This is a genomic window from Niallia sp. HCP3S3_B10, assembly GCF_052064465.1.
Lineage (GTDB): Bacteria > Bacillota > Bacilli > Bacillales > Cytobacillaceae > Niallia > Niallia hominis.
This window is the reverse complement of record NZ_JBQHVO010000063.1, coordinates 18996-30931: the sequence shown is the minus strand read 5'-3', so window position 1 is coordinate 30931 and position 11936 is coordinate 18996. Positions and strand designations below refer to the sequence as shown.

Sequence of the window (11936 nt, the reverse complement as noted above, 5' to 3'; positions counted from 1 at the left end):
ATCATCAGGCCAGCAAGCGTAGCGCGGTAGCCTTGACTGAACACAACACTAAAGTAACTAAATGCGACAACTATGTTGACAAACACCGAAATGAAAAGAATAATTTTAACTTTTGGTCTTATTTCAATAATTACAGTTACTTCTTTTGGAGTTTCAGCATATAATCAAACAGATAAAATTGAAGCTAGTAATTCTAATCCAAACAAAAGTAAGGTAGAAGAAGTTATACTTCATCCTGATTTTATTACAGATGTAACAGATGATAAAAAATTAGTTGGTGTTTCTGATAATGTTTTTCTTGGGAAAGTCATTAAACAAACAGGAACTAAATCTATTGAAGAATATCTTCCTGAAACACAGTATTCAGTGGAAATAATTGAAAATATTAAAGGTGATTTATCTGGAATAGTTACAGTTAATCAACAAGGTGGTTATTTAGAGTATGAAGATGGACAAAAAGAATTGGTTTTATTTGAAGGTGATGAGTTACTTGTAGAAGGAAATACTTATCTATTTTCTACAAGATATTTAGAATCAGAGAATTGGTATACTTTAATTCCTGCATATGGAAATCTTACCGCTGAGACAGAATCAATACAAGATGATTTAGTTGAAAATTTTAATGATGCTTTAGATGAAGAAATCGTACCAACTGAATTAAAGTAAAAAATAATGGGTTCAAAAAACATGTGGATTTTCCGCATTTTTTTTGAACCTTTTGTTTCTTTATTGGTAATAAAATATAGAAGGGAGGTTAGTTATGTGAATAAAGAACAAGAAATAATTGAGAAAATATTATTAGGAGATATTGAAAAATTCAATGTTTTATTAGAACCTTATCTAAAAATATCTTATCAGACTGCTTTTTTACTTTTGAAAGATTATTCACTTGCTGAAGATGCTGTACAAGAAGCTTTATTTGCAACTTTTAAATCTTTAAAAAAATATAATCCTCAAAAGGCTTTATTTAAAACTTGGTTTAATAAAATTTTAATTAATACGACTTTAAAATTACAGAGGAAACGATTTTTCTTTATGAATTTTATGGATTATAACTTTAAAGAAACGACAATAATTCCAGAATCAATATATTTACAAAAAGAAGAATCTGAGATAATTATGAAAGCTATAGAAAAATTGGATTTTAAGCATCAAATTATTGTAATTTTATTTTATTTTCAAGACTTATCAATAAAGGAAATTTCGCAATTATTAAATATAAAAGAAGGTACCATAAAATCTAGATTATATTATTCAAAGCAAAGGTTAAAAAGTTTATTAGAAAATAAGGAGGTTTTTCCTGATGAAAGAAAAGGTAAAAAAAACATTACTTGAAATAGCTGAACAAAACTCTTTTCCTAGTAAAATAAATATTCAATCTATAATAGAAAATAAAAAAAAGAAACGGAAACGTTTGGGGTATATTTTATCTCCATTAGTTTTATGTTTAGTTTTTTTCTCATTTATTGGTATTAATTATATTAATAATAATTCTACGAAATCTGAAAATTTAGTGGGTAATACTATTAGTTATAGTTATGCTTTTAATCCTGAAGATAAAAGAGAATTAGTTGGCTTTTCTCAAAATGTTTTCATAGGAAAAGTAATTTCTGAAGAAGGATCTGAAATAATTGATTTATTACCAGAAACTCAATTTAATGTGAAAGTGATTAAAAATATAAAAGGGACTCTTAAACAAGAAATAATAGTAAATCAACAAGGTGGATATATGGAAGAAGAGTTAGTTTTAGTTGAGGGAGATAATCTTTTAGAAGAAGGTAAAGAGTATTTATTTGTAACAAAATATAATGAAGAAAAAAAGTTTCACACTCTTGTACCTATTTATGGAGATATTTTAATTAAAAGTGAACAGGAAAAAGCTGAATTAATAAAACAATTTAATGAGTCTTTAAAAAATGAAATTCCATTAGAATAAGAAATATTTATTATAATTTATAGTTAACATAATGAGTATTATTTATGTTAACTATAAATTGAAATGTACCCCTGTTCTATTTCAGAACGCCCCCTAATCTCTGTTAACATAATGAGTCCTATACACAGCAATCAAAAAAGCAAAAGGCGGAATTTGTCCATATTGGGGCAAATTCCGCCTTTTTGCGTTTGGGAAATATCGAGAAAAATAGCTTCATAATAAAAAAGTCAATCTCTAGATCCCTCCTTTTTACTTCTAAACTTCATTATATAATTGACTTTTCACGATGATTGAAAGGAAGAAGGAAATTCTACTAGATTATCGAAGAGTAAAAGTAGAAGGAGTGAATAAACGCTATGAAAAACGCTAATAGCTTTGGCTATTTTTCTAAGGCTCTTTTCGTAAAGATTGTTGCTTTTAATTATAACAAGGAACAATTTACTTTTTATGGTATTATATTAAAGAGATGATTATGCAGCTAACGGCAGGCTAGTTTAACAAGCAATTAGTACAAAATGCAAAAAAAGGGTTATAAGCATTGTTGCCGAAATCCTTCTCAATGTAAAAATACATAAACATTTAAGGAGTGAAAAATTTGGCTACTTGGGTTACTCACTTTAGGATTACTGAAGAATTATTAAAAACAGAACTTCCTGTATCCAAAATTGAATTTTTGGTTGGTAATATTGGACCAGATTGTGGACTAATCGGAGAGGATGGTAAACCCACACCTCCAAAAGAAACTACTCATTTCGAGATTGAAGGGAAAATCAACTCTGATTCTTTTTACCAACAATATCTCTGTGATGAAAAAGAAAGTTCGCTTAGTGAATTCTCCTATTATCTTGGATACTATATCCATTTGGTGACTGATGAGAAGTGGATTGCATTCACTGACCAAAAGAAAAAAGAAAAAGTGTTCGAAGAAATATTAAACACCCCTGAATACACTCCTCTTGTTAAGCGAGACTGGTATGGTTTAGATTTTTTATATCTTAAAAATCATAAAGATAATATTTTTTGGACTAAGTTTCAACACATCAATGATTTTCCAGAGTACCTAGATTTCTTTCCGCAGGGTCAAACACTTAAACAGATTAGAAATATCACTAATTTTTATCAAAACCATACGATTTCTGATGACCACGAGTTTATATATCTTAAGGCAAATGAAGGCGATGAGTTTGTAGAAGATACTGTACAAACGGTCAAAGAATTATTAAATCAAAGGATGCGAACACAGCTAGCATAACGGAATTTTAGCACACAAAATTACTTTTTCAACTAAAGAGATAAAAATGCTTAAAAGGAATCCAAATGTACAAAGTTTCAGCGAGCGAGCTATTACCTATACGGATTTATTTAAAAATAGATTTATGGATGAGTATCTAGGTGGAAAACTTCCTCGACAAATCTTCATGGCTAACGACTTTGATGTGGACGCAATAGGAATGAAGCGAATTGAACAATCCGCATACAGGTGGAAGAAAGCCTATGAAAAGGATGAGTTAATCGCACTCACAGACTCAAGAAAAGCCGGTTCTGGTAGACAATTAAAGCGAGAACTTACGCCATCTGAAGTGATTGAAAGGCAAGAAGCTAAAATTAAGCTATTGGAGGGACAGGTAGAGTTATTAAAAAAGCTAGAAGTGACAGAAAGGAGGCTGCTAAACGAAACAAAAAACCTAGAACCAAGTAGAGTAAATCAATTAATTTCTGAGACCATTAAACAAAATGGATTTAAGCGTATGACCAAGTATTTTTGCGATCTTTTAGAGGTTTCTCGTTCTGGATACTACAGCTTCCTTCAAGCATATACTATCCGAGAAGCGAGAGAACAATTGGACTTGGAAGCGAAAGAAGTCATACTAAAAGCCTTTAATCGACGGGGATATAAGAAAGGTTCCCGGTCCATTAAAATGATATTGGAGAATAAATATAACATTAGCTTTAGTCGAAAAAAGATACAAAGATTAATGAGGAAATACGGAATAGTCTGCCTTCATAGAGGGCCAAATCCTTAAAAAAAATCGCAAAAGCAACAAAGGAACAACAGGTTGTTTCAAACATGTTAAACAGAGAATTTAAACAAGGTGTTCCTGGAAAAGTGTTATTAACGGACATTACTTATTTTCCATATAGTGGTAACTATATGGCTTATTTGTCGACCATAAAAGATGCATCCACCAACGAGATACTAGCTTACCATGTTTCTGATCGTATCACTCTTGATATCGCTACCAAGACCATCCATAAATTAATGAACAACTAGAAAGTTACTCTACATGAAGATGCATTTATTCACTCAGACCAAGGTAGCCATTACACAAGTCCAAAATATTAAATTTTATTAAAAAAATATGGACTAGGACAATCTATGTCTAGGAGGAAACTTTTGGGACAATGCCCCCAAGAGTCATTCTTTGGACATTTAAAAGATGAGGTAGACTATCAATCTTGTCAAACCATAAAAGAACTAAAGGGAAAAATAAATCATTACATTACATGGTTTACTATAACAATTATCGATATCAATGGAATTTAAAAAAGATGACCCCTATTCAATATACGAATCACCTTTTAATTGCTTAGTCTTTTTTTTATTGTGTCCTTGACATAGGAGCCAGTTTAATGAGTTCTATCTCCTTTTTTATTAACCATTTTTTCTGCTATTAGTTTAAAGTCTTTTTCGCTTATTTCTATATGACCATATCGAAAGGAATGACCCCAGTATTTTGTATTTTTAATAAATGACAGTTTTGGGATTAATGGTTTAATGGGTGTTTCAATGCTAGGGAAAAAATCAATATTTCTTCGAAAAGGTACAAAATCATTCCCCATATTTACCTGATAAACATCCTCATCAATAATTCTTCCAATAGCAGTAAACTTTTGATGAGGAGCACTCTCTTTAAAATTAATCTTAGGAGAGTAATAAATAATCCAATCACCAGTGCTCATATTTCTTAAAGGCGCCAGTTTGCCATGGCAAAGCTGAGCAAATCCGCCTTGTACTGCATTTAAAACATGATCTCGTGAAGCAATTCCAATCCAAAACCGTTTTTTAGTATGCATTAGAGTTAGCATCCACAATTATCTGATAGATTAGCATCTTGAGCAACATCTGATACAGGAAAATTCATTTCTTTCCATGCAGCTATCCCGCCAGTCAACTCTTTTACTTTATAGCCACGTTCTAGCAAAAAAGCTGCTACTTTAGCTGCTGTATTACACCAAACATCCCAACAGTAAACTACAATTTCTTTTTCTTTAGGAATCTCATGTAATCGTTCTTGCAACTCTTGTTGAGGAATGATGTTAGCATCTTTAATTGTTAGAATTCTTACATGTTCAGGACCGTTTCTTACATCAATTAGAAAATATTTTTCTGGATTGACTTGTGCCAATCTTAAATAATCCATAGGACTAATAGTTGCTTCCAGACGTGCATTAAAATAATCAAGTGCATTCATTTAATAGTTACCTCCAGTTTTATAATGTATACCAAATTTTCACAAGAAACTCCTTCAGCAATTGTTTTTCTTGATGGTTTAAAGGGGTGAGTACCTCTAATTCCGTTTCAATTAGAAATTCCCAACGTGAATCTAAAACTTGAGTCCCTTTTGATGTGATTAAAAGACTATATGATCTTCTATCATTAGGATTTCTAGTTCTCTCTACAAATTCTAAAGTTTCTAGGTGATCGATATGGCTAACCATAGTCGTCCGATCAATTTGTAGATTTTCGGAAATATCCTTTTGTGAACAATAAGGGTTCCCACTAATAAATAAAAGGACTCCATATTGTCTAGCATTAATTTTATAAGGAGTCAGTCCTTCAGCAAACTTGGTTTCCATTTGTTGAAGAACTTTTCCTAACAAAAAACCATATGATTGATTCCATTTTTCCAAGTGTAATATTCACCTCCTAAATTAATCAGATTTACTAATAATCAGTATAGCTGACTAATTATTAAAATTCAAGTACTTATGTTCGTATATAAAACACAAACCGTTAAATATTTTTTTTATTAATAAAGTTTTTGAGATAAGGTATTTAAACTAGGGGGAATGACTTCTGGGTCTCTTTTTTATGTCATTAAAGAATAAATTTGTGAACGATTTCACTTAAACTATCGGGGACGTTAGTTGAATAAGCAAATATTTTAAAATGGAACTTCCATAAATTAGGAGATTTCGTTTTATAAGAAATATCAACATTAAACTTTAACAGAGCCAAGTTAATAAATAACGAAAGAGGATCTTAAATCCTTTTTTCCAAAAATACATTTTTTCATCCAAGGAATATTTTCAAAATTTTAATAGCGTAATAAGAGATATTCATAAGTCGATATTAATCACTGCAGGGAAGTCCGACGATGCGGTGGGACCAAATCATCATTTATCTTTTAACTGTAAAGAAGCAGAAATTTATGTTATAGATGGTGGTCATCATGCTTATATTGAAAATCAAGAACTATTTAAAAATGCTGTTCTTCGTTTTGTTAAAAGGTAAATTGAAGTTGTTTTGAAAAAAGATTCGTCAATAGGAGTGATTTCCATGCTTGAATCGTTACTATCCATTCAAAAAGTAAAAAAGGGAGATAAAGAGGAACTTCGTAACCATAGATGGCTGCAATATCTATATATTACAAAGGAAAAGAATGTTAACCTCGAACAAGTCCATTCCCTGTCAGAAATAGATAGTCATCCAGTATTGTCCTATATTGAAAGAGCGTTAGTGATTTTAGACAACAGTACAATTGTACATACGAGGGAGAAACAAATCCTTGAAGAAGTTTTGGTTTGGAGTGATGTGGCTAAATGTGGTTCCCCCTCCAAAAGGAGAGAATGGAGTCGACTTGGATTTCAATTAGGGATACATAATATAGGGTCTGCACAAATTTACGCAGAGGAAAAAATGAAACTGTCAATACAGGAAAGAGATCTGGAAAAAGAAGAACTTATTTTTACACTTATTTATACCCACGGACTTATTGGCCAATTTATTAGAGGAGAAGTCCGTTATTGCCAATTAGAACCTTTAATTGTCTATATCTATAAATACAATAAAGTAAATTCGACGGAATTTTTTAATCTTTTGTATGTGTTAAATCAATGTATAATTGAAGCAGTTTCTCCACAAATCTGGAGTGATGTTCATCAAGAAGTTAAAGATGTTATTCGTTCTATTATAGGAGGCATAAGAGAAAAAGAGCTTTCTTTAAAGGAGAGAATAAAGAGACTAAGAAATTCGGCAATAAAACGTGGAGAAAACTTTGATCAAGTGTATGATCAATTGTTCTCAAGTCTGAAGCTTAAAGAGCTATTTCAAATTTTTTTTAATAAAACAGATATGTGGTATGTAGAGTCTGCACTTCATGATTTCGCTTTCGAAGAATTTTTAAAAATCTTCTTACTCATTTATCAAAAAGCCAATCCATTAACAATAAAACAAATCAGCTTTGAACCCTTTATGAAGAATATTTATTATGATTATAAAGGGAAAAAGACTGTAAATTTATATAAAAAGAGGATTATTGAGGCATATTTGAAAGAACATACTTTAGAAGAATTAATTGTCGGAAGACAGAGTATAAATGCTCATGTTGAATTAACGATTATTCCACTTAATACTGTAAATGAAAATATTTGTGTAACTTTTACTTATTCCAAGGCAGGCGAAAAATTAATTGAATTCTGTCAAGAAGCAGAAAAATCGCCACTTTACGAACGTGCTATCATCCTCTTATATGATTTCTTTGGCTTTCGCAAAGATGGTTTTGATCGCTTGCAAAATGAAACAAAATACCTTACAGATATGAACAATGCAGAAAATCATAAAAAGCTTATTGCTGACTATGCAGTTGGTAATATAATGCTTGATATAGGTTCAGGTGGAGGGGTAATGTTAGATATTTTATCTGAAAAACATCCACATGCAGAAATTATCGGGATGGATATTTCAATAAATGTTATCGAAGCATTAGAAAAAAGAAAAAGAAGAGAAAAGAAATCTTGGTTGGTGAAACAAGCTGATGCGCTTCAATTAAAAGAAACGTTTGAGCTTAATAGTATAGATACAATAATATACTCTTCTATCCTCCATGAAATGTATTCTTATATACCCTATAATGGCAAAAAATTTAATCGAGAAGTTATCATCCATAGTCTTAAAAGTGCATTCGATGTGCTAAAGCCTGGCGGAAGAATCATTATCAGAGATGGGATTATGACAGAGCCAAAAGAGGAATTAAGGCAAATAGAATTTAAAAAATCAGATGGCATCGAATTTTTTAAGCGATATGTAAAGGATTTTAAAGGAAGAAATATCATATACAAGCAATTAGAAGAAAACACTGTTCGGCTCCTCGTTAATGATGCAATGGAATTTCTCTATACATATACATGGGGAGAAGAAGCCTATCCCCATGAAGTACAAGAGCAGTTTGGCTATTTTACTCCAAGTGAATATAAAGAGGCTATACAAAATGTGATCGGGAATAATGGCGAAATCCTGATGTTTCGCCATTACTTGCAAGAGGGCTATGAGGAGCATCTTTTGCCTGATGTGAAAGTGACAGATGTCGAGCAGAAGTTAGTTAGCCTTCCTGATAGTACTTGTTTTATTGTTATCGAGAAAAGGAACGGTAGTCATTATAAAAAATAGAGTATTTCAAAAGCCAACTAGGTCTATTCAAAATTAACAGAATAAAAATGTCAGTACTTTCACATAATGAAAAAAGGTTTTAATTAAAATTAGAACCGCAATCTTCTTCATGACATATGAATGTAAGAAGGTTCTTTCAAAGAAAGTAGGTGATATTTTGGATATTAACAGAGTGAAGCAAATACTATCCTCATCAGCTGAAATAGAGGTTCAGTATAACGGAGTGTCTGTGTGGATTGATGATATAAAAGAAGAAGATGCGACTGTAATTGTTCATCTGGTAGGTGGTATGGAAGAACAGACGGAAGTAGATATAGCGAGCTTAAAAGAAATCTAAATCAAAGACAACCACTAATTTCCTAGTGGTTCTTTTTATATGCTTTTTCAAAAAAATGCTTCCTTCACTATTAACTAGAAACTAGACAAAAAGATGGAAGGAAGCGTATTTTATCTGTCATTATTGTAAATTTTCTTATCTTTTCACTGCATCTATAATGAGAGAGGGAAATGCTAATTTATCCCCTTGATTCCTTGGATCAAATTGTTTTGACCGGAAAATCACACCATCTTCTCCATACCACTCATTCTTGTGAAAAATCCCGTCTTCATCACAATACTCTAATAAGTGAACCTTAAAGTCTGCTAGTTCGAACATTTTTCGCAATGTATGATAGGTATGGACAAATTGATGGCTAGCTGCTGGATGTTCCTTTGGTCCTGGCCCACCAATTTGCACGATTTGCTGATACGACTCGTCCGGGAAGAATCCATCTGGAACTGCACAACAAACATAACCAGAATGTTTTAAGTAATGGTAGCAAATGGAGGCAGCTTGAACACCTTGTTCAAAGGTTAAGTGCTCCCATACATGTTCCGCTAAAATGGCCGTAATGGATGAATGTTCAAAACGTTGCCAGGTTGATTCATCTAAAAGGTTTAGTTCTTCTTCTTGGGTATGAATCCATCCAAGGGTTATTTCTAAATTCCCCTGCACCTATCACAACTTTTATCGGCGGTTTCTCCATAAATCTCTCCTTGCTCTTTATTTTAAAAATTTTAATTATACTGTAATATAAGCCTGACATTTATGCAAGAAAAAACTGTTAACGAGTAACAAGTAGAAAATATGACTTATGGCATAGGAATCATGTCCTATCTATTGTAAAATAAGAGAGCTGAGGAATGATTTACCTATTTATTTTTGTTTATATGTATGCGTATACAAAGAGAGGGCGGTTAGTATGAGAAAATTTCCATTTCGAAAAAATATCGGAATACCAATTAAGAAAAAGCTTGTTTTTTCCTTTTTAGCAATGCTGTTAATCCCAAGTATCCTAATTGGTGCATTTTCGTTTCTATATGCAAATAATCAAATGGAAAAGGATTTTATAAACAATGCAAGCACTAATTTAAATGTGTTAGATACATCTATAACTAATTTAATGTCACAAAAAGTATATGATGTTTCTGCACTGTCAGAAACGATAACAAAAGAAGCAATGGAGAAAAAACCAGCTAGTCTGCAGACCACTATAGAGCAATACATTAAAGTTCATCCAGAGGTTTCGAGCATTTATATTGCAACAAATGATGGAAAACTTATTCAGAAGTCTACAGAAGAATTGGACGATCAGATGGATCCAAGATTAAGAGATTGGTATAAATCCGCTGTAAATCAAGGAGGACAAGTGGTTATTATGGATCCATATTTATCTCCCGTTTCTAAAAAAATGGTGATTACAATTGGCAAAACAATTGCGGACAACGCAGGGGTTATAGCAGTTACGATGAATCTAGATTATTTAGCAGAACTAGCAAGTGATATAAAGTTTGGCAAAGAAGGTTATGTTATACTGCTTGACCAGAAAAAACGTTTCATTGTTCACCCTGAAGAAAAGCAAGGAGACATTGTAAAGGAAATATTTTATGAAACCCTTTACAAAAAAGAATCTGGAACATTGGATTATACAGTAGAAAAGGTTAGTAGAAAAATGGTCTATCAAACAAATAAGCTTACAGGCTGGAAGTTGGCTGGGACACTGGAAAAATCAGAAATTGCAAATCACACAAAAGGCCTTTTGTATGCGATTACAGTAATATTAGTTGTTTCCCTTATTATTGGTGGAATAATGATGGTCATAATCGTTCGCTCTATTATTAAACCAATAAAAAAATTAAAGAGTCACGCTACAATGGTAAGCAATGGCGATCTAACAAAAACAATTAATATGCAGACAAAAGATGAAATTGGCGAATTATCGACTGCTTTTCAATATATGCAGGATAACTTACAAAAACTTCTCCGAAATATCGAAAATAGTTCGGAGAATGTTGCAGCAAGTGCAGAACAGTTAACAGCAAGCGCCAATGAAGTAACGATTGCATCAGAACATGTAACGAATACCATTCAGCAAGTTGCTAGTGGAGCAGAAAGACAGACAAAAGGAATAGAGCATAATGCAGATGATATTGAATCCATATTAAATGGTACGAACAAAATCGTTGAATATAGTAAGAATGTTTCAGAACTATCTACTGAAACATTAACGAAAGCTTATACAGGTGGAAATGCTATTCAGGCAACACTAGAACAAATGGATGTGATAAATGAGGCTGTAGCAGAATCAAATAAAATGATTAAGGAATTAGTGGAGCAGTCAAAGCATATTGGGAAAATTACGGAAAGTATTACGACAATTTCAGAACAAACAAATCTGTTAGCCTTAAATGCTGCAATAGAAGCAGCAAGAGCAGGGGAAAAAGGGAAAGGATTTGCAGTTGTGGCAAATGAAGTTCGAAAACTTGCTGAGCAGTCAGGTGAATTTGCAAGCAATATTTCTCAGCTGATTAAGGATGTTCAAAAAACGACTGAAAATACAGTATATAGAATGTCCGAGGTGTCTAACGCTGTACAAACAGGGATGAAAGTAACGGATGAATCAAATACGAAGTTTCAAGAAATAGTTATTAGTATGAATGAAATGACACCACATATTCAAAATGTTACATCTACATCAAATGAAATGGCTAAAACGCTTAAAGAAGTAAGTGTAACAGCTGGCGAATTAGCACAAATTGCATATGAAAATTCTACATCGTCTGAAGAAGTTGTATCTTTAACAGAAGAACAGTTAGCTGCCATAGAAGAAATTTCAGGCTCGGCAAAAAATTTATCAGAAATGGCAGATCAGCTTAGAAGGAATCTTTATCAGTTTACCTATTAATTTGTCATAATAAAATATCCTCTTGCATAAAGTAGCGATAGCATTATCCCACTCATAAACGGCAGTAAATCCTTCATCTTTTGCTATTGAGAATGGGAGGAAGATA

General features: G+C 32.1%; 11 protein-coding genes and 2 pseudogenes. 9 read left to right on the top strand and 4 right to left on the bottom strand.

The window, feature by feature from the left end; translation table 11 throughout:
* Positions 1-90: 90 nt before the first annotated feature.
* The 5 genes and pseudogenes from ACTNDN_RS20475 (at position 91) to ACTNDN_RS20455 (ending at position 4528) form a co-directional block, all read left to right on the top strand.
* Positions 91-666: a hypothetical protein gene (locus tag ACTNDN_RS20475; RefSeq protein ID WP_048718544.1), complete on the top strand. Its 576-nt coding sequence runs from the start codon at positions 91-93 to the stop codon at positions 664-666.
* A 96-nt stretch (positions 667-762) separates the two neighbouring features.
* A complete protein-coding gene (locus ACTNDN_RS20470) occupies positions 763-1335 on the top strand; it encodes an RNA polymerase sigma factor (RefSeq protein ID WP_048718545.1) in 573 nt (190 codons plus the stop codon).
* Positions 1304-1936 (top strand): hypothetical protein, encoded by a 633-nt coding sequence (locus tag ACTNDN_RS20465; RefSeq protein ID WP_048718548.1) that lies wholly within the window; start codon positions 1304-1306, stop codon positions 1934-1936. The genes ACTNDN_RS20470 and ACTNDN_RS20465 overlap by 32 nt, the downstream gene beginning before the upstream one ends.
* Before the next feature lie 595 nt (positions 1937-2531).
* Positions 2532-3188, top strand: coding sequence for a zinc dependent phospholipase C family protein (locus tag ACTNDN_RS20460; protein WP_235252269.1), 657 nt, complete (start codon positions 2532-2534; stop codon positions 3186-3188).
* 46 nt (positions 3189-3234) lie between these two features.
* A pseudogene (locus ACTNDN_RS20455) lies at positions 3235-4528 on the top strand (IS3 family transposase).
* 36 nt (positions 4529-4564) lie between these two features.
* Here ACTNDN_RS20455 and ACTNDN_RS20450 read toward each other — a convergent pair.
* From ACTNDN_RS20450 to ACTNDN_RS20440, 3 genes are read right to left on the bottom strand one after another with little or no spacing between them, the layout of a single operon-like run.
* Positions 4565-5011, bottom strand: a complete 447-nt coding sequence (locus ACTNDN_RS20450; RefSeq protein WP_441131993.1) for an EVE domain-containing protein — start codon at positions 5009-5011, stop codon at positions 4565-4567.
* A 5-nt stretch (positions 5012-5016) separates the two neighbouring features.
* Entirely contained in the window at positions 5017-5409 is a 393-nt protein-coding gene (locus ACTNDN_RS20445) for a rhodanese-like domain-containing protein (protein ID WP_031536736.1), read from the bottom strand.
* A gap of 19 nt (positions 5410-5428) precedes the next feature.
* Positions 5429-5848: a MarR family winged helix-turn-helix transcriptional regulator gene (locus ACTNDN_RS20440; RefSeq protein ID WP_031536737.1), complete on the bottom strand. Its 420-nt coding sequence runs from the start codon at positions 5846-5848 to the stop codon at positions 5429-5431.
* A 472-nt stretch (positions 5849-6320) separates the two neighbouring features.
* Here ACTNDN_RS20440 and ACTNDN_RS20435 point away from each other — a divergent pair, with 472 nt between their 5' ends.
* From ACTNDN_RS20435 to ACTNDN_RS20425, 3 genes are all read left to right on the top strand, one after another.
* Complete coding sequence (locus tag ACTNDN_RS20435; protein ID WP_269320377.1) at positions 6321-6452, top strand: hypothetical protein; 132 nt, start codon at positions 6321-6323, stop codon at positions 6450-6452.
* Between the two features lie 45 nt (positions 6453-6497).
* On the top strand, positions 6498-8606 hold the full coding sequence (locus ACTNDN_RS20430) for a class I SAM-dependent methyltransferase (RefSeq protein WP_441131991.1): 2109 nt from the start codon (positions 6498-6500) through the stop codon (positions 8604-8606).
* A 157-nt stretch (positions 8607-8763) separates the two neighbouring features.
* On the top strand, positions 8764-8943 hold the full coding sequence (locus ACTNDN_RS20425) for an H-type small acid-soluble spore protein (protein ID WP_031536739.1): 180 nt from the start codon (positions 8764-8766) through the stop codon (positions 8941-8943).
* 135 nt (positions 8944-9078) lie between these two features.
* Here the strand turns inward: ACTNDN_RS20425 and ACTNDN_RS20420 are convergent.
* A pseudogene (locus ACTNDN_RS20420) lies at positions 9079-9631 on the bottom strand (class I SAM-dependent methyltransferase).
* A 216-nt stretch (positions 9632-9847) separates the two neighbouring features.
* Here ACTNDN_RS20420 and ACTNDN_RS20415 point away from each other — a divergent pair.
* A complete protein-coding gene (locus ACTNDN_RS20415) occupies positions 9848-11830 on the top strand; it encodes a methyl-accepting chemotaxis protein (protein WP_441131989.1) in 1983 nt (660 codons plus the stop codon).
* The last annotated feature ends 106 nt before the right edge of the window (positions 11831-11936 follow it).

Excerpts from the sequence above, each read along its gene's own strand:
- ACTNDN_RS20465 (WP_048718548.1), top strand. The coding sequence starts at position 1,304 with ATGAAAGAAAAGGTAAAAAAAACATTACTTGAAATAGCTGAACAAAAC.
- ACTNDN_RS20475 (WP_048718544.1), top strand. The coding sequence starts at position 91 with ATGAAAAGAATAATTTTAACTTTTGGTCTTATTTCAATAATTACAGTT.
- ACTNDN_RS20430 (WP_441131991.1), top strand. The coding sequence starts at position 6,498 with ATGCTTGAATCGTTACTATCCATTCAAAAAGTAAAAAAGGGAGATAAA.
- ACTNDN_RS20450 (WP_441131993.1), bottom strand. The coding sequence starts at position 5,011 with ATGCATACTAAAAAACGGTTTTGGATTGGAATTGCTTCACGAGATCAT.
- ACTNDN_RS20445 (WP_031536736.1), bottom strand. The coding sequence starts at position 5,409 with ATGAATGCACTTGATTATTTTAATGCACGTCTGGAAGCAACTATTAGT.
- ACTNDN_RS20415 (WP_441131989.1), top strand. The coding sequence starts at position 9,848 with ATGAGAAAATTTCCATTTCGAAAAAATATCGGAATACCAATTAAGAAA.